14 protein-coding genes are annotated in these 18,283 nt (G+C 59.6%); 2 read left to right on the forward strand and 12 right to left on the reverse strand.

The annotated features are described in order from the left end of the window. Positions 1 to 11: 11 nt before the first annotated feature. The 5 genes from BMX68_RS15605 to bcsQ are packed head-to-tail and all read right to left on the reverse strand — an operon-like array spanning position 12 to position 10,759. A complete protein-coding gene (locus tag BMX68_RS15605; RefSeq protein WP_017132715.1) occupies positions 12 to 3,908 on the reverse strand; it encodes a cellulose synthase subunit BcsC-related outer membrane protein in 3,897 nt (1,298 codons plus the stop codon). Beyond that, positions 3,890 to 5,095, reverse strand: a complete 1,206-nt coding sequence (gene bcsZ, locus BMX68_RS15610; protein ID WP_017132714.1) for a cellulose synthase complex periplasmic endoglucanase BcsZ — start codon at positions 5,093 to 5,095, stop codon at positions 3,890 to 3,892. Before bcsZ ends, BMX68_RS15605 begins: the two co-directional genes overlap by 19 nt. Beyond that, positions 5,092 to 7,401: a cellulose biosynthesis cyclic di-GMP-binding regulatory protein BcsB gene (bcsB, locus tag BMX68_RS15615; RefSeq protein ID WP_017132713.1), complete on the reverse strand. Its 2,310-nt coding sequence runs from the start codon at positions 7,399 to 7,401 to the stop codon at positions 5,092 to 5,094. Before bcsB ends, bcsZ begins: the two co-directional genes overlap by 4 nt. Further along, complete coding sequence (bcsA, locus tag BMX68_RS15620; RefSeq protein WP_017132712.1) at positions 7,398 to 9,623, reverse strand: UDP-forming cellulose synthase catalytic subunit; 2,226 nt, start codon at positions 9,621 to 9,623, stop codon at positions 7,398 to 7,400. The genes bcsB and bcsA overlap by 4 nt, the downstream gene beginning before the upstream one ends. Next, positions 9,620 to 10,759: a cellulose biosynthesis protein BcsQ gene (bcsQ, locus tag BMX68_RS15625; RefSeq protein WP_017132711.1), complete on the reverse strand. Its 1,140-nt coding sequence runs from the start codon at positions 10,757 to 10,759 to the stop codon at positions 9,620 to 9,622. The genes bcsA and bcsQ overlap by 4 nt, the downstream gene beginning before the upstream one ends. A gap of 349 nt (positions 10,760 to 11,108) precedes the next feature. Between bcsQ and BMX68_RS15630 the strand changes: the two genes are divergently transcribed. Further along, positions 11,109 to 11,813: a hypothetical protein gene (locus BMX68_RS15630; RefSeq protein WP_017132710.1), complete on the forward strand. Its 705-nt coding sequence runs from the start codon at positions 11,109 to 11,111 to the stop codon at positions 11,811 to 11,813. A 423-nt stretch (positions 11,814 to 12,236) separates the two neighbouring features. On the opposite strand, the gene BMX68_RS15635 is transcribed toward BMX68_RS15630, so the two are convergent. Together BMX68_RS15635 and BMX68_RS15640 are read right to left on the reverse strand one after the other, a co-directional pair. After that, complete coding sequence (locus tag BMX68_RS15635; protein WP_017132709.1) at positions 12,237 to 12,686, reverse strand: hypothetical protein; 450 nt, start codon at positions 12,684 to 12,686, stop codon at positions 12,237 to 12,239. A 288-nt stretch (positions 12,687 to 12,974) separates the two neighbouring features. Continuing rightward, entirely contained in the window at positions 12,975 to 13,250 is a 276-nt protein-coding gene (locus BMX68_RS15640) for a hypothetical protein (protein WP_017132707.1), read from the reverse strand. Positions 13,251 to 13,723: 473 nt separating this feature from the next. Here BMX68_RS15640 and BMX68_RS15645 point away from each other — a divergent pair, with 473 nt between their 5' ends. Then, positions 13,724 to 14,227, forward strand: coding sequence for a RidA family protein (locus tag BMX68_RS15645; protein ID WP_017132706.1), 504 nt, complete (start codon positions 13,724 to 13,726; stop codon positions 14,225 to 14,227). Here the strand turns inward: BMX68_RS15645 and BMX68_RS25950 are convergent. From BMX68_RS25950 to cyoB, 5 genes are read right to left on the reverse strand one after another with little or no spacing between them, the layout of a single operon-like run. Beyond that, the gene (locus BMX68_RS25950) at positions 14,222 to 14,392 is read right to left on the reverse strand and encodes a hypothetical protein (RefSeq protein WP_017132705.1); all 171 of its coding nucleotides are present in this window, start codon (positions 14,390 to 14,392) and stop codon (positions 14,222 to 14,224) included. The genes BMX68_RS15645 and BMX68_RS25950 overlap by 6 nt on opposite strands. 9 nt (positions 14,393 to 14,401) lie before the next feature. Then, on the reverse strand, positions 14,402 to 15,289 hold the full coding sequence (gene cyoE, locus BMX68_RS15650; protein ID WP_017132704.1) for a heme o synthase: 888 nt from the start codon (positions 15,287 to 15,289) through the stop codon (positions 14,402 to 14,404). Between the two features lie 10 nt (positions 15,290 to 15,299). Next, a complete protein-coding gene (cyoD, locus tag BMX68_RS15655; RefSeq protein ID WP_017132703.1) occupies positions 15,300 to 15,629 on the reverse strand; it encodes a cytochrome o ubiquinol oxidase subunit IV in 330 nt (109 codons plus the stop codon). Next, positions 15,630 to 16,256, reverse strand: coding sequence for a cytochrome o ubiquinol oxidase subunit III (locus tag BMX68_RS15660; protein WP_017132702.1), 627 nt, complete (start codon positions 16,254 to 16,256; stop codon positions 15,630 to 15,632). A 3-nt stretch (positions 16,257 to 16,259) separates the two neighbouring features. Next, positions 16,260 to 18,281 (reverse strand): cytochrome o ubiquinol oxidase subunit I, encoded by a 2,022-nt coding sequence (gene cyoB / locus BMX68_RS15665; RefSeq protein WP_017132701.1) that lies wholly within the window; start codon positions 18,279 to 18,281, stop codon positions 16,260 to 16,262. Positions 18,282 to 18,283 lie beyond the last annotated feature (2 nt).

Genomic DNA, 18,283 nt, shown 5'->3' on the forward strand with positions numbered 1-18,283 from the left:
TCCTCGTTGAATCAATTCGAATAAGGGGAGCCAAAAGGGCTGACAGGCAAGTCCATGGGGCCGCTCATGTCCTCGAAGGTGTAGCGCAGGTACAGGCCACCGATGACCTGGCGGTAATCGCTGGCGTTGTCCACGCCCAGCGAGCCGCCGAGGAAGAAGTTCGAGCCGAACTTGTATTCTCCAGCGGCGTTGAAGCTGTAGCCGATACCGGTCTTGTTTTCGCCGTCATAACGCGTCAGTCCGGCCGCCGTGGCGTTCGGTTGCAGCTCGCGATGACCGGGGAAGATAGCGGCGCTGTCCTGGCCGATATGCTGGACCCCCACCGAACTCTTGATCCGGTAGGTGAAGCGTTCGGTACGTTGTGACCAACTGACCGGCACGCCCAGGGCGAAGAACGTCTGCGGGCTGAAATAACCGCCGTGGCCGTAGGTGTAGAAGTCCTGGTTCTCGGAATAGCTCAGGGCCGAGCCACTGAGGCCGAGGGTCAGGATGCTGTCCGGGGTATTGCGCAAGTACCAGTAGACGCCGCTGCCCAACTCGAAACGGTCGTTGTCTTCGACGTTATGGCCCATCAGCCGGTGCGCCGAACCATAGCCATAGGCGCCGAATTTCTGGTTGTCGTAACCCAGTTCGCCGCGTACACCGTTGGCCGTGACGCCGCCCCATTTATCACCGGTACGCCGGTCGCGGGAGCCGGCGAACGAAGTCAGGCTGTCGGTCACTGCCCGCCGCGAAGCGCTGACGCCGTAGCTGAAATTGGAGTTAGCCTCAAAGGGCCGCTTGAGGCTGACCCCGCCAATTGGCGTGCTGTAGGTAAAGCCAAGCGGGCTGACTCCGACATCCGCCTTAAGACCTTCATCCTTGTTGCGATAGGCCACGGCCAGCCCAACGCCATTGTCTTTCTGTGAGCCGACCGACTCCAGGCCGCTGGTGCCCAAACGTGCCTGGGCGAAGCGGCCCGGGCTGCCCGAATGCAGCGAGACCGGGGTAATCTGCAACGCCATACTTGCCGTCTCGCTCCCCACGGGAATGCTGGCTTCGAACGGTGTCTCGATATCCGTCAGCTTGCCCAGGCCTTTTTCGCTGTTGTTGCTCCGCACGCTCAGTCCCTGCACCACATAAGCGCTGCGATCCTGGAGGATATCGTCCAGGGCCAGTTGCGCCGGACTCAGTCCCACTCGCGGTGCCGTATCGCGAGCGTAACTGTCGTCGAACGGATTGCCACTACCATTGGCCGCAGGCACGGCCCGGCGCCCGACTGGCGCCCGGACCGGCTGCAGATTCTCCGCACCCAGTCCCGTTGCCGGGCCATCCAGCGCCGGCGGAATCAGCGCGGCCTGGGCCAGTGCCGTGGTCTGGCGCCGCTGTCCGGCCAGCCCGACAAAGGGATTGGACGAGGCTGCCGAGCCGGCGGAAGTGACGACATAGGTGTCGCTGCGCTGGCTGTTTTCGATCTCGATGGCCTTGCGCAGCAACCGACTCGCTTCGCCGGTCCGGCCCATGCCGCGATAGATCCGCGCGGAAGCGGTCAGGGTCTGCGGCACACCCGGTTCCAGTTCGAGGGCTTTGTTCACCGAGCTTTCGGCCAGGGCATAGTCCCGGCCCTGCATGGCGATCTCGGCCAGGCCCAGTTGCAGTTTAGCGTTACCCGGATCGGCCTTGATCAGCGGCTCATAGAGCTGCCGGGCTTTGGCGACATTACCGCTGGCGGCATACATGCGTGCCAGCGAAGAGACTGCCAGGCTGTCGTTCGGGCGTTGTTGCAGGGCCGGCGACAACATATCGTAGGCGGCCACCAGATCATTCCTTTCCCGCAGTCCGTCGGCCTGTTTGACCCGGTAGAGAAACACCAGGTCCTCATAGCGCTTGCTTGCGGTTTCGCTCATCGGCTGGCCCTGCAACCGGCGCAGGATGTCGCTGGCTTCGGCGTCCTGGTCAGCCTTGAGCAGCACGCCCGCATACAGTAGTTGCAGGTCCGGCGTCGAGGCGGACTTGTCCAGCAGGCCGCGCATCAGGCTCAGCGCCCGGTCCGGCTTGCCAGCTTCGGCGTAGGCACTGGCCAGTACCGCCAGTCGCTCGGCCTTGCCCTGGGCCAGTGGCTCGCAACGCGACAGCAGTGCCCAGGACTCTTCCCGCTGGCCACGACGGGCGACATCCACCGCCAGTTCGGTCTGGCTATGCAGACGGATATCCAGCTCCATCTCGTTCATGTCGGCGCTGCGTCTGGCCGCCGGAATCCGCGCCAGGGTACGTTGGGCCTTGGTCCACTCCCCCAGCTCGGCAGAGAGCAAGGTACTGGTGTACAGCGCGTCCGGCTGATCGGGTTGTTGCTTGAGCAGTTCGTCGATCAGGTCGCGGGCGATCTGGGTTTGCCCGTTGCGCAGGTAGACCCGCGCCAGGGCAAAGCGCGTCCAGGGATTTTTCGGGTCGTCGGCCAGGGCTTCCTTGTAGGCTTTCTGCGCAGTACCGAGATCGCCGCGACGCTCGGCCAGCTTGGCCACCTGGATGGCCCGTAGCGCCCGAACACGCACGCTGGGCGCCAAGCGCGCCTGTTCAGTCGGCGACAACCCGTCGATCAGTTGCAGCGCCTGATCGGAGTGGCCCGCCCGCGACAGCACGGTGATCAGCCCACTCAAGGCATTCGGGTAGTTCGGCGTGCGCGCCAGCACCTGGCGATAACCGGCTTCGGCGCCCTCCAGTTGGCCGGCCTGGGCCTGCAGCCCGGCCAGCGCGGTTGGGCCAGCCGGTTCCATCGGGTTCTTGGCAATGGCCTGCTCGATCAGTTCCCGTGCCTGGGTCTGGCGCCCACTGCGCTGTGCCTCGCCGGCCTGGTCGAGAAGGATCCAATAGCGCACATCCTCAAGGGCATTTTTCCATTGGCCGCCACCGGCGGTACGGGTCGCCTGCACCAGATAGTTCTGCGCCTCGTCCAGCCGCTTCTGCTGCTGGCGCAGGATGCCCATGCCACCGAGGGCATCGTAGTCGCCGGGCTGGTCCTTGAGGCGCGCCTGTAACGCCTGCTCGGCGCCGGCCAGGTCACCCGCATCGAGGGCCTGGAGACCACGCGCGACATGGGGATCGCGCTGCCAGCCAGAGCCGCCTCGGCCCTGGGCAATACCCTTGTTCATCAGCGCACGGATTTGCATGTCGTTCGGATGCGCCTGCAAATACTGCTCGAACAACGACACCTGATCCCGCGATGGCGGGCCGAGCCAGACCAGAGCGAAGCGCCAGGTCTCGTCGGCATTCCCGCCGATATCCGGGTTATGCGACAGCCGCGCCAGCGCCCGAATACCTTCCGGACGACTGTCGGGGTTGCGCGCCAGGTGCAATGCCAGCCACAGGTCGAGGATCGCGTCATCCGGACGCTCCCGGCGCAGCCGCTCCAGCCCGCTGCGCGCCTCGGGCCAGCCACCCGTGGCGAAGCCCAGCGTGTTGTAGTATTCGCGGGCGATCAGGCCCTGCGGTTGATGGCCTTCCAACAATTGTCGATAAGCCTCGACCGCCTTGTCGCGTTCGCCCGCATCGCTTAGTTCACGGGCTTTTTCCAGCCGTTGTTGTTTGTCGGGCGAACTCAGGGCGATGTCCTGTTCAAGCTGCAACGCCAGGCGCGGCAACGGCTTGATCGCCTGCAAACGGTTCAAGTAATCCTGCGCGCCAGCCAGGCGCTGTTGCTGCACGTCGATCAGGCCCAGGCCATACAAGGCGTCAGGCTGCTCGGGTTGCAGGTTCAACAGCCGGGTCCAGGCCTCGGCGGCACGTTCGGGCTTTTCCTTGGTCTGCCAATAATAACCCTGGCGGATCAGCAGCGACTGCACGGTGTCGGTGTCGGTGTCGGTGTCGGTGGCGAAGCAGGCGCCGGATGCCAGGGCGGCACACACCGCCAGGGCTAGGATTTGCTGGCGCATGCGGCCTCCCAGGATACTTTCACGGTGCCGTCTTTATTGAACTGATAGCGCTTCTCGCTCCAGCCGAGGGAAAACAGGCTCAGCATCACGTGGTAATACTGGTGCTGTTGATAAGCCGGATCGGCCGGATTGCTCAAGTGCGCCAGCGCTTGGTCGACCAGGCGTTGCTGCTGGTCCGCCAGCAGCGGCAGGCCCTTGGCCCGCAGATAGGGCACCAGCGCCGCCGAGAACCCGTAGGGGCCGATTCCTTCGGTGGCGCCAGTCAGCACCTGGACCTTTTCCGGCGGCACACCGGTGGAAGCCGTGGATTGCGCCATGCCGTCGAGATTGTCGAGAATCGGCCTGGCCAGCGGGTCGGCCGGTGATGTCAGGCCGGCCCAGAGGTAGGTACGAATGGCGTCATAGCTGCCCTGGGCATTGGTGAACTTGTCCACCACGAACATGCCTTTGTTGACATCCGTGCCGCGATAGCCGATCCAGTCCGGGACAAATCCGAAGCGGTTCATGTTCTTGTCCGCGATCATCTTCGCAGTGCTTTCGGCGACTGCTTTCCACGGACCGGACGGCGTCTGCATGCTGAAACGACGCAGTAGTGGGATCGGTGTGTAGCTGGCGTTGAAACGCCATAACTGATCCGGGTGCTCATAGCCCACCGGCCCAGGCAGGAGCATCTTGCCGAGTCCGGGGATGTCGCGGATCAGGGTCTTTTCCACCGAGCCGAGGATGTGTTGCGCATCGCCCCGGTACGCCGGTTTTTTCCACAGGCGGTCGGCTTCCAGCAGTGCGTAGGCGAACCACAAATCGGCATCGCTGGCCGAGTTTTTGTCGAGCACGCCCCAGGTGCCAGTGGGCGTTGGCCCCCACAACCAACCGGGCAGGTTGCGGGCGATATCGGCACCGGCCATATTGTCACGGGTCCAGCGCCACAGTGCCTCGAAGGTTTCCGGGTCATTGGCCACCAGCGCCAGGAACATCCCGTAGGACTGACCTTCGGAACTGCTCTGGTTGGGGTCCATGCTCGATCCAAGCATGCGCCCGTCCTTCTGTACGAAACGCTGCGCGTAGCTTTTCCACAATGGCCAGTTCTGCACGCTACAACTTTCGGCATGCACCGTCGCCGAGACCAGCAGCACCAGCGGCAACAGGCTGCCCAGGCGCCGAGGCAGGAACCATCGAGCGACACTCATGACAGGCGCTTCCGCGCCCGTGAACGCAAGAACAGGAACAGCAGCACACTCACCAGTGCCAGACCGGCCACCGTCACCAGCAGCATCCACAATAAGTTCTGCGACAGGGTCCATTGCACCCGTTTGAACAGACTCAGGTCGCCGACATAGTACTGCTCGTAGGCCTCCAGCGAGGTAATCCGCTTGTCCTGCACCACCGCCAGGCTGCCCTGGATGCTGTCCTTATACTGGTCGCCACCGATCAGCGCGGCGGTCGCATCGGCCAGGCCTTCGGGCTTACCGCTGGCAATCACCACCACGCTACGCTCAGGCTTGAGCGGCGATTGGAAACCGGCCAGGTAGGTGCTGCTGTTGGCACCGCTGTAGGTTACCTGGAGGCGCGGCTTGCGCTGGTTGGCCTGGGCATCCGGGCTGATCCACTCACGCAGGCGCAAGGTCAGGTCGGAGAGGTTGAATCGATGGCTGTCGCCATGGGTACTGGCCGGCAGGCGATCAACCCACTGCTCCAGCAGGGGTTGATTGGCACCCGAGGCGAACACTAACAGGTCCTTGTCGCTGACTGCTTGCACATCCTTGGCCTGGACCACCGTCACCGCCGTGGCCGGGTAACCGGTGGACTCGCCGAACCGGCCGAGCACCGTCAAGTAGGCGCCCCACTCTTGCGGACCGCTGCCGTCCGGCAGCACCACAGCGCTCTGTGACAGGTCCGCCAGACGAGTAAACGGGAACCCGCTGTCGTTGAACACCCCCAGGTTGGGCAAGGCGATGTAGTGGTTGAAGCCACGCAGGTCGAGGCTCGAATCCGGATCGATCAGGCCGCGCATGTTGTCGATGATGATATCGCGGCATTCGCCCTGCTTGACGTAGTCGAACATAAAACGCAGTTGCAGCTGCGAGCGCGGCGACGCCACGCCCAGGGGCAACAGCACATTCGCCTCGCGGGGCAGGCTTTCATCCTTCTTGAGCAGTGCCAACAGGTTCTCGCCGCCATCGAGGCTCTTGAGTGACGGCAATGGCATGGATTTCATGAAGGTATTGTTCAGACTTACCAGCAGTGAGGAATTCGCGGATTCCTGCTGCGGGGTGTAGCGATATTTCAGGTCTAGCGGCACGCCCGCTTCGCGCCAGTTGAACAGATCGGGGGGCAAGCGCACGGGGATATTGATAGTGCCGGGGTTATAGCCGGACACACTGAGTTGCCGGGTGTCGATCAGTTCGCCCAGGCGCACCGGCCGATCGGACGGCAGCCAGTTCGGTGCGTCGTAAGGCTGGCGCGGGCTCAGCAGATCGAGATGATCGATCACCACGCTGGTACCCACCAGCGCCTTGCTGCCCACGGCCACGGCGGAAGCGGCAAGCTTGAGTTCCGCGCCATCCCGTCCGACGACGAGCAGCAGCTTGCCGTGAGGATCGTTGGGATTGCTCACCAGCGTGACGGTCGCGCCGGTGGGCGCCGGCACTTGCAGGCCGCCCAGTTGCACGGCCTCTCGGCTTTCGATCAAGACCATCGCGTTGCCCTGCTCTGGAAGCTGCCCCAGGCTGCTGGTAAAACGGGCACCTCGATAAGCCGCCAGGCCACCGATCCAAGACGACAGCGCGCCCGCCGCTTCCAGGGCAGCGTTATCCGGTGGTCGGGCAAACACCACCGGCAGGTTGACCTGCCGTGAGTCGCGGCGATCGAAGAACGGCAGCGGCAGGATCGACAGATCGTCCTTGAGCTGGATCGGCGAAACGCTGAGCTTGAGTTCCGAACTGTTGTTGATCTTGGCCCACAGGCTGCTATGGCGCGGGTCCTCGCACTGCATCGTGTAGTGCCCGATAAATTGCAGGCGCAGCCGGTTGAACTCGGTGATCAGGTGCGGCGGGATCTGGACCACTTGTTGTTGCGGCTGGCCGGCGCCCTCCTTGGGCAGCGCCAGGCTGGCGGCGACTTCGTCGTTGACCAGCACGTTGATCTGCGACAGGTCGGCGAGCAACGCCGGCGAGTAGCTGTAGCGCAGTACCAGTTGCGCACCATTGACCACTTCGTCGGCGCGGATATCGAAATTGACCCCATCGGCCGCTTCGACACCCTGCAAGTTCATGGTGTCCAGTCGGCCCAACTGCTTGAGGGTCAGGTCGCGGTTGTAGCTGCCCGCAGTCGTCTCGACCACGGGGCCGGTCGGCGCCACCACCGTATCGGCATAGGCCAGGGAGGTCATGCTGCCCAGACAGAGCACCGATGAAGCCAGTACCGACGAGGCCAGGCGCATGAACGGATGACGGGGGCCGCGAACGGCGCTGCGTGCTGAGGATGTGGTGGTCATGGCTTGTCCATAAAGGGTTCGAGCGGCTGCGAAGGAGCGGATTTGGCGACCAGACGGTCACGGGCTTGCAGGACCACGGCCTTGAGTAGGGTGCCCATGCCGAGCAGGCCGATGACACTGACTTCCCGCAGGGCCGACAACGGGGTATCGAGCTTGCCGCTGCCCCAACTACTGGCCCAGGTATCGGCGCGGGAGAAGGTCATGTGGACCAGTTCGCTTTGCTGGCGCAGGCTCAGCGGGTCGAACAGTGCGCCCACGTACTGGCCCTTGCTGAACACCACCGTGGTGTCGAACCGACTGGTACGCGAATTGCGAAACAACGACACCCGCACCCGTTCCCCCGCCGCCACCGTGGTTCCCGCCGGCAACCTGAGGCCCAGGCCGCGCTGAGAGAAGTCCTGAGTCGTGCCATAGACTTCGCAGCCATCGGCTAACTCGATCCTCACCGGCAACTCAGCCCGGACCCGTGGTTCGGCGCGCACCTGGCGGGTCTCGCTGGCCACCGCGACCGCAGCACTGGTGATGATCAGGTTATAGAGCGTCCAGACACCGTTGATCAGCACCGTGATAGCCGTGTCCGCAGCCCCCCAGATCAACTGGTGGATACCGAAACCGAGGCCGGTCAGGTTCAGTGCCAGCAACACGATGTAGGGTCGGGCCAGCTTCCAATCGAAATATTCCTTGTCGATGATCCCGCCCTTGTCGGTGACGTTGAAGCCACCAAACGTCGGCTTGACCAGCGCCATCAGGACCGGCGGCATGATGTACCAGGCCAGGACCGTCTCGTAGACCTCGTTCCAGAACGAATGCCGGAAGCGTCCCTGGATGCAGGAGTTGGTCAGGTTGGAGTGGAACAGGTGCGGCATGGCGTAGGCGACGATCATCAAGGCCGAGGCGTGGAAAATCTGCGCACCGAAGATCAGATAGGCCAGCGGCGCAGTGAGGAACACCAGCCGTGGCAGGCCATAGAAAAAGTGCAGCATGGCATTGGCGTAACAGATGCGCTGGCCGAGGTTCAGGCCCTTGCCCATCAGCGGGTTGTCAAGGCGGAAGATCTGCGCCATGCCTCGTGCCCAGCGGATCCGCTGGCTGATATGCCGCGACAGGCTCTCGGTAGCCAGGCCAGCCGCCTGGGGGATCGCCAGGTAGGCGGTGTTGTAGCCGGCGCGGTTGAGCTTGAGCGCGGTGTGGGCGTCCTCGGTCACGGTTTCGACGGCTACTCCGCCGATTTCTTCCAGCGGCTTGCGGCGCAAAATGGCGCAAGAGCCACAGAAGAACGTTGCGTTCCACAGGTCGTTGCCGTCTTGCACCAGGCCATAAAACAACTCGCCTTCGTTGGGCACGGCGCGGAAGGTGTTGAGGTTCTTCTCGAACGGGTCCGGCGAAAAGAAGAAGTGCGGTGTTTGCAACATCGCCAGCTTCGGATCCTTGAGGAACCAGCCCATGCCGATCTGCAAGAAGGACCGCGTCGGCACATGGTCGGCGTCGAACATGGCGATGTACTCGCCGTCGGTCACTTTGAGCGCTGCGTTGAGGTTGCCGGCCTTGGCTTGAACGTTGTTGTCGCGGGTGATGTAGTTGACACCGATGCTCTGGCAGAACCGGCGAAACTCATCGCGTCGACCGTCATCGAGCACATGCACCCGAAGCTTGTCTTTCGGCCAATCCATCGCCTGCGCGGCAAAGACACTCAGCTTCACGATGCTCAGGCTTTCGTTGTAGGTGGGGATGAACACATCCACCGTCGGCCAGTCGCTCGGATCGCCCGCCAGCAGCACCGGGCTGCGGCGCAGCGGCCAGGCGGTCTGGACGTAACCGAAGACCAGCACCACCAATGCATAGATCTCGGCCAGCACCAGGCCGTAGCCGAAGAGCATGTCCAGCCAGCCGTCGAAACCGAGAGTGTCGGTCAGGCGCCAATACAGATAGCGTAGCGAGGCCACCAGCGACAGCACGATCAGCGCAAGGATCGGCAGGCGCCCCGGCAGACGTTTGATCAGCAACGCCGAGCCAAAGCACAGCGCGGCGAACAGACACTGGGTGTAGAGGTCCAGTGGAGCGCTGATGATGCTGGCCAACAGCAGGCCAGCGACAAGCGCGCCTGCGAGGATCAGCGCCCGGCGCAGCGTTCCAGGCCATTGGTTGAAGTGGGCCAGCCAACCGTTGAGGTGCTGTTCAGGGCGCCTCGGCAGATGAGACGTGAGATGTGGATCGTGGGTCATGACAAATCGGACTCTGGCGGACCTTGCATGAGCAGTTCGCACAGCGAGCCTGCGATATCGAGGATGTCTTGGCAGCCTCGGGTGCTTGGGGTATGCGCCAGCGGCTGACGGTCGTATGCCAGTGCTTCACCGAGGAAATGATCCTGACGGATCACACCAAGTAGCTGACTGCCTGTTCTTTTTTTCAGCACTTCGCACAAGTCGAGGCTGAACTGGCGGGACGTATCCAACTGGTTGATGACGTATTTGCACTGCAACGGCTTGTCGCGCTGCAGATAGGGCGCGAGCAACCGCTCCATCTGGTTGAGACTGGTGTAGGACGCGGCATCGGCAAGAGTCACCACCACGGCAATGTCGGCGATTGCCAGAGCCTGGGCCAGGTAGACCGTCGCTCCGGGCGGTGTGTCGATGATCACCGTGTCGCGCTCGCCCAACCCAAGATCGCTCAGGTGGCGGACCAGCCACAGGGGGTCGGTACGCAGATCGTGTTCGAAATCCAGGCGTTCTTCTTCGTTGACCACGCCGTAGGCCAGACAGTGACTGGCCGAAAAACCCTCGCGAATCAACTGACGCCAGCCCTGCCGCTTCGGGTATTGCTGAGCGATGCCCAGCCACTGCTCATTACCGCCGAGATACAGGCATAGGGCATTTTGCGGGTCGAGGTCGATCGCCAGGGTACGTCCGCCGGAGCGCTTGATCGTACTCGCGAGGGCGCTGGCCAGAGTGCTCTTGCCGACCCCTCCCTTGACCGACACCACGGCGATGACCTTGGGCATCAGGATCGGACGGACAGTGGTCGAAGCCGGGACATCGACAACCGCCGCTTCGCGCTGCTGCTCGATTTCCGCCAGCAGACGGCTCAAGGATGTCGGGTTGCCTGAAGCCGCCGAGGCAATGGGTGAAGGCTCGACGACCGGGCTCGGGCCCTGTGTTTGAGATTCAAGCAATGCCTCAACAGACAGCAACGAGGCATCGACCGGGGGCATCGCATCCAACGGCTGTAAGTCGCTCACGCTGGTTGTCAATTGTGTGGCGGTCTCCTCGGTGTAGTCGTAGGACGGGTCGATTTCCCGATAGCTCTGCGCACTTCCACCGAGCCTCTGGAACAGATTGGCGATATCGTCTGACCGGTGCATTCTGGTATCCCTTATATGCAAAAAAGCTTCAAAACCCGCATCCAAAAGGACTAGCACCAACCCTGGTAATACATTCCGTTGTTCCCCGACTACCCTCTACAAGTGATATCAATATGATGGTGTCATTATTTTGGAGTCTAATTGATTTTACTCAACAAGCAGGCCGCTATCGCCAATATTTTGGCGATCAAATTGTAAGTCATTGAATGTACAGAAGGTCTTGAGTCCTTCACGGACCACTCGCGCGCTGATCCGTGACAACGGCGCGTCGGTCCAATAGATTAGGCGCCCGGAAATGCCCACGGCATTTCGCGTCTCACGCCCCGTTAAATGAAATAGCGAAATTTCGATGCCTGATTCTCATACCGATGAAGCCGTAACCTCCTTGTCCGCCAAGCACGAATACGAAAACGCGATCAATCTTTCCCAGCACGTGGCCCAGGCCAAGATCATCAGTGAAATGGTGCTCGACGCATTCCACACTTCCAAAGAAAGCGACGAGATTCGCCAATTGCGCACGGCAATCCGTCAGGCGCACGACCGTTTTGACGACGACCAAGCCTACGAACTCATGGGGCAGCTCAAGCAACTCAAGGACGCCGAGGCAGCGGATATCGCCGCATTGGAAGAGCTGAGCACGAAATTCCCGATCAGCCGGATCCTCTCCTGCTACAAGGACGACCCTGCGTTCCAGGAATGGGTCTACGGTCTGGCACTCAAGGTGCTGAACCAGACTCACCAGGCGGTGAGCAACCCAAACGTCAGCAAAGGCAAGGCCACGCGCTCCAAGAAAGAAGCCGAAGTGTTCGTGATCCACAAGGACGGCAGCAGCGTCAACTTCCCGTTGCGCACGCCACGCGCCAAGGCCAACGCTGATCGCGAGGCCTACGAATTCCTGGGCTTCGCTTTTGCCGGCCATGGCGATCTGGCCGAACTGCTGAGTGAAACGTTTGTGGATAACGAAGGCAACGAACAGCCAGCGACACGCAAGAACATCGTCGCCGCGATCCAGCGACAGACAGCATTCGCAGGCTACAGCATCGTTCAGCAGTAAACGGCGGCTGGCTTGATCGCAGCCGTGGTGTGAAAGGGTGGATTTGTTTCGAGGTACGACGTACCGGAGAATGGGTCTGCCCTTTTTGCGTTATGAATGCTTGAGCCTGCCTTGTTGAGAATAAGAGGCTCAGAAGCCTCTCATAAATTGACCTTTCAGCAGGAATAACCGAAGGAAACTCAAAGGAGCCCGGCGTATGGCATTCGACAGGAGCAGCCGCATGGGGTGCGTATCTGTATTCAGACGCAGACGGTTTCGCAAATGTGTTGAATATCGAGACGCGGCGAATAAAGCCGCGCTCGTACCTGGAACACACGAGCGCCAGCACGAATCTAGAGCAGAATTGTCGGCAGACGTTGAAACAAATCAGCCACGACTGCATTGCCCGCAGCATTCAGATAATCAATAGTCAAAACATGCCAACTACTCTGTTTTATACCCGCATGACGGCTCGCGGAGCTCATCGGCTATTGTGAATCTCAAGACGGGACTCCCTGCTTCGGAGTTCTTCAGTAACAAATTATACTCGCCCGCACTGGTTGCAACGATTTTGTAATGCGTTGCTCGTTGCATTCGATCCATGGCCTCAACCGACGGCGCCTTATAAATCTCACAAAAGCTTCCCTCTACATCACACTCCGGATCAGCAACCAGGCTATCGAAGGAGATGCAAATACGCTCTGAGACACTGTCATGATAAAGGCGCCCCGATATCTCTTTATCAGTAGCCCCCTCGCTGAATAAACAGGTTATATTTCCTTTGAATGAGTAACCTTCGAACACTTCAAAGTAAGGTAGCATATTATCTGGCCACTCAAACGAGTCGACATTCCACAGCAACAAATACCTCCCCTGTAAGTCCTCGAATCTCATGAGCCATGTTCCTTGTTTGGTATGAACTTAGAACATAGCAGCGCTCGCAACACAGAACAAAATCACTGTATGAGCGACTATTTCAAATAAAGAAAAGGCAAGACGAGGGCGCAAAAAAACCCGCCGAAGCGGGTTTTTCTTTTGATCTTCCAACATCCTGTCAGAGGCCATCCTGGTCAAGTCGATCATCCCTGATCCTGCACACATCCTTGCGCAGCAGAGTTGTTTCAGATTAGGCGAGTCATTGTCGATGGCCAAGACGCGATCACCGGCATATCGTGTAAGCCTTTAGCCATAGACCAAGGCTTTTTGACCGCCTTGGCAGATTTTTCTGATGTTGACCCGCAGGACAGTGGCTTGGACGCAGGCAGCGACGACTGGCAGGCTCCGGGCAAGCGGTATGGCAACCTGAGCGCGCTTTCGAAAAAAAAAGCCAAATACCGGCAATGAGCTATTATTCTGAGAGGCCCAATCGATCTTGAGGCTACACATGGGGATGAAGTGCAACGTGGCTTTTTCCATCGGCCACAAAAAACCCGCCGAAGCGGGTTTTTTGTCGACCATTACGACATCCTGTCGCCGACCGTCCTGGCCTGGGTCATTCTTCCATGACTCTGTGCACATCCTTGCGCAGCAGCGATGGGTAAAGATTAAGCCCTGCGACAAGGGAGCAACAGAGGAGATCCCGGTGTCTGTCTGTAAGCCTTTTGCCATACCCCGCGACCCCGGCTGCAAACACCGTTGCATCCCTTTTGCGGATGATATCGTCCACCGATTATCCAGCGATGAGAACAGTGGTGATTTGCACGTGACTCTGATATACCGCGATCTTCAAGAGAAAAATGTTGGATCTACTGGCCTGTACAGTTAGCTCGGATGTCAGCAGTCCATGGCCAAGGCGCTGTGACGAGTCATAGCTGAACTATGGCGAAGAACAGCAACACGGCTCAGCGGCTTCTGGCGCCGAAACTGACTCACAGAAGTAGCTACACAGGCCACTAGACACGTCTAGATAAGGCATGGAGCCTCTGCTCTCAATGGAAGTGAAACTCATGTCAGCTGATGAACGATTTATCACGCTCGCCAACGAGCTGGGCTATGACATTTATGCTGAAAATACCCTCGATGACTATTGCTCCCCGGTCCTGCGCCGTCACGACGAGGTATACGCCAGCGGACTGCTTCCATTGCTCGGCAATATGCTTATCTTTCCGGGACGCGTGGGGGCTGATCTAAGCGTTGCAGAAGGCCATCAAGCGGCCAAAATCACTGCCATGCACGGGCTGGCCCTGATCCTCCAGACCATCGGTTCACTGGACCGAATCAGGGCCCTCGCCAGGGTGACGGTCTACGTCAGATCGACAGAAAACTTCACCGGCCTCCTCGAAGTCGCCAACGGTGCTTCGGAAATTTTCCGCAACGTATTGGGCGAACTCGGCAAACACACCCGAACGACGATTGGGGTGTATCAGCTTCCCGAAAACGCCGCTGTGCAGATAGATATAGTCGCCTCAGTGGACGGGAAAGCTCGCCTGTTATAAGACTTCGCTCTCACCATCTTCCAGAGTCATCGGCTGAGCAGCCGCAGCCGGCTCGCCCTCGATCCCGGCATTGATCGTCTCATCTCCCACCGCCTTTACACACTTGAGCAAGAGATGGAAAGGCAAAAAAAACCGCTCATCTTCCGAAGGCGGTTTTTTTGTCATGTGGGTCACTCAGTGTGCGTAAGTCAGCAACAACTCGGTCGGCACCTTGAAATCCAGGGACATCATCACGCTCAGCGCGGTAATGGTGAAGATCGAGAACACGAACAGCTTGCGTGCCCAGACCGTATCATCCACCGCCTTGTAACCGGTCCAAGCCATGTACAACCAGTACATACCCATGGCCGCGGCTACAGCCAGATAGCTCATGCCGGCATAACCACTGAAGGTCAGCATCAGCGTCGCGCCGAGAAAGGCCAGAATGTAGAGCAGGATGTGCTTCTTGGCCACCAGGATCCCACGTTTCACCGGCAACACCGGAATCGATGCGGCCAGATAATCGTTGAAACGGAAGATCGCGATCGCATAGGAATGCGGCATCTGCCACAAACTGAACATCACCAGTAGCGTCAGCGCCGCCATGTCGAAGCTATTGCTCACCGCCACGTAGCCGATCACCGGCGGCATCGCCCCCGACAGACTACCGATCAGCGTGCCGTGAACCGACTTGCGCTTGAAGTACAGGCTGTAGAAACCGACGTAGATGATAAAGCCGATCACCGCGAACAGCGCCGCCAGCGGGTTGGCGATGCGATACAACAGGACCACGCCGACCACGCCGAGAACGGTCGCGTAGACCAATGCCAGTTTCAGGGAGATCAGCCCCTGGACCAGCACCCGGTTCTTGGTGCGTTCCATCTTCAGGTCGATGTCGCGGTCAATGCAGTTGTTGAACACGCAACCGGAAGCCACCACCAACGAAGTGCCGATCATGGCAGCCAGGAAGACAGCCAGATCGACATGCCCCTTGGACGCCAGGAAGAAACCACCTGCCACAGAAAGCACGTTACCGAAAATGATCCCCGGTTTGGTGATTTGGATAAAGTGCTTGAGCGACATCAGGTCTACCTCACTTCGCCATCATGAAGGTGTGGATGCTGAACATGATCCACAGTGACAGACCTACCAGCAGGACAATCACCAGCGCCGCGAAGATAAACGCAATCACGTTGTTACGCTGTGCGGCGGAACGGTCAAGGTGCAGGAAGTACACCAGGTGCACCAGCACTTGGATCACGGCGAAGATCAACACGATCCACAGAGTCATGGCCTTCGGCAGCGACGGGTACATCACCAGGCCGAACGGGATGGCAGTCAGGATGATCGACAGGACAAAGCCGATCATGTACGACTTCACGCTGCCGTGGTTGGCATCACTGGAATGGTGTGCATTAGCCATTTACAGGGTCCCCATCAGGTAAACAACGGTGAATACACAGATCCACACGACGTCCAGGAAGTGCCAGAACAGACTCAGGCAGCTCAGGCGAGTGGTGTTGGTCGGCGTCAGGCCTTTTTTCCAGACCTGATACATCATCACGGCCATCCAGATCAGGCCGCTGGTGACATGCAGACCATGGGTCCCGACCAGGGTGAAAAATCCGGACAGAAAGCCGCTGCGGTTCGGACCATAGCCTTCTTCGATCAGCTTGTGGAACTCGTTGATTTCCATGCCGATGAAGCCCAGGCCGAACAGGAAGGTGATCGCCAACCAACCCAGTACCTGGCTTTTCTTGCCTTTGAACAACGCCAGCATGGCGAAGCCGTAGGTGATCGAACTGAGCAACAGGCAGGCGGTTTCAGCCAGCACGTATGGCAGTTCGAAGATATCGTGGCCCGACGGGCCACCCGCTACGTTGTTAACCAGTACCGCGTAAGCGGCGAAGATCGACGCAAACAGGATGCAGTCGGTCATCAAGTAGAGCCAGAAACCGAATACGGTCATCTCGCCCGAGTCATGGTGATGGTCATCGTGCCCATGGTCATGACCATGGGCGTGTCCAGCATGAGTCACTGCATTCGACATGGTTTAAGCCTTTTCCAACGAGGTTTCAACACGAGCACCGGCCGCAATAGCCTTGGCCTCTACCAGCACTCTGTGCTGCTCGGCCTCGATGCGTTCGATAGTCTCTACCGGCACCATGTAGCCCTGATCGTCACGAGCGGCATGGATAATGAAATAAATCACGGTACCGGCCAGGCCAAAGATGGCCATCCACCAGATATGCCAGATCATCGCGAAACCGAAGACGGTCAACAGCGCGCCCATGACCAGACCGGTGGCGGTATTGTTGGGCATATGGATCGGCTGGTAGCGTTTTGGAACCGAGTACGCGGTGCCGTTTTCCTTGGCTTCGGTGAAGGCGTCGACCCCATCGGCTTTCGGCAGTTCGGCGAAGTTGTAGAACGGCGGTGGCGAGGAGGTCGACCACTCCAGGGTATGGCCATTCCATGGGTCGCCGGTCACGTCCAGGTTCTGCTTGCGATCACGCACACTGACGTAGATCTGGATCAGTTGCGAAGCGATACCGAAGGCGATCAGGACCGCGCCGAACAGCGCGACGTACAGGTACGGTATCCACTCAGGGTTGGTGCTGGCGTTCAGGCGACGGGTCATGCCCATGAAGCCCAGTGCATAGAGCGGCATGAACGCGACGAAGAAGCCGGAGATCCAGAACCAGAACGCCGCCTTGCCCCAACCTTCGTGCAGCTTGAAGCCGAACGCTTTCGGGAACCAGAAGCTGAAACCGGCGATGTAGCCGAATACCGCGCCGCCGATGATCACGTTGTGGAAGTGCGCGATCACGAACAGGCTGTTGTGCAGGACAAAGTCAGCGCCCGGAATGGCCAGCAGTACGCCGGTCATGCCGCCAATGGCGAAAGTCACCATGAAGCCCAGGGTCCACAAGACCTGACTGGTGAAACGCAGACGGCCACGGTAGATGGTGAACAGCCAGTTGAATAGCTTCACCCCCGTCGGGATCGAAATCAGCATGGTCGCCAGGCCGAAGAAAGCGTTGACGTTGGCACCTGAACCCATGGTGAAGAAGTGGTGCAACCAGACCATGAAACCCAACACCGAGATCGCGCCACTGGCATAGATCATCGAGTGGTGGCCGAACAGTTTCTTGCCGGAGAAAGTCGAGATGACTTCGGAGAAAACCCCGAACGCCGGCAGGATCAGGATGTACACCTCGGGGTGACCCCAGGCCCAGAACAGGTTGACGTACATCATCGGATTGCCACCCAGTTCATTGGTGAACACGTGGAAATCCATATAGCGGTCAAGCGTCAGCAGAGCCAGGGTAGCAGTGAGGATCGGGAACGAAGCGACGATCAGTACGTTGGCCCAGGTGCAGGTCCAGGTGAAAATCGGCATGTCCATCAGCTTCATGCCAGGGGTACGCATTTTCAGCACGGTAGCCAAAAAGTTTACCCCGGTCAGCGTCGTACCCAGCCCTGATAGCTGTAGCGCCCAGATGTAGTAATCGACCCCCACGCCCGGACTGTATTGCAAGCCCGACAGCGGCGGATAGGCGACCCAACCGGTCTTGGCGAATTCGCCGACACCCAGGGAAACGTTGATCAGCACCACACCGGATACCAGCAGCCAGAAGCTCAGGGAGTTCAGGAATGGGTAGGCAACGTCACGCGCGCCGATCTGCAGCGGCACGACGATGTTCATCAGGCCGGTGAAGAATGGCATCGCCATGAAGATGATCATGATCACACCGTGGGCGGTGAAAATCTGATCATAGTGATGAGGTGGCAAGTAGCCCGGCGAACCTTCGGTGGCCATGGCCAACTGGGTCCGCATCATGATGGCGTCGGAGAAGCCGCGCAACAGCATGATCATGGCCACGACGATGTACATGACACCGATCTTTTTGTGGTCGACGGAAGTCAGCCACTCGGTCCACAGGTAGGTCCACTTCTTGAAGTAGGTGATCGCCGCGAACAACGCCAGACCACCGAGGGCGACCACGGCAAGGGTCACCATGACAATCGGTTCGTGGAACGGCACTGCTTCCCAACTTAATTTACCAAACATCG

Origin of the sequence: Pseudomonas agarici (assembly GCF_900109755.1) — a bacterium.
Classification (GTDB): domain Bacteria; phylum Pseudomonadota; class Gammaproteobacteria; order Pseudomonadales; family Pseudomonadaceae; genus Aquipseudomonas; species Aquipseudomonas agarici.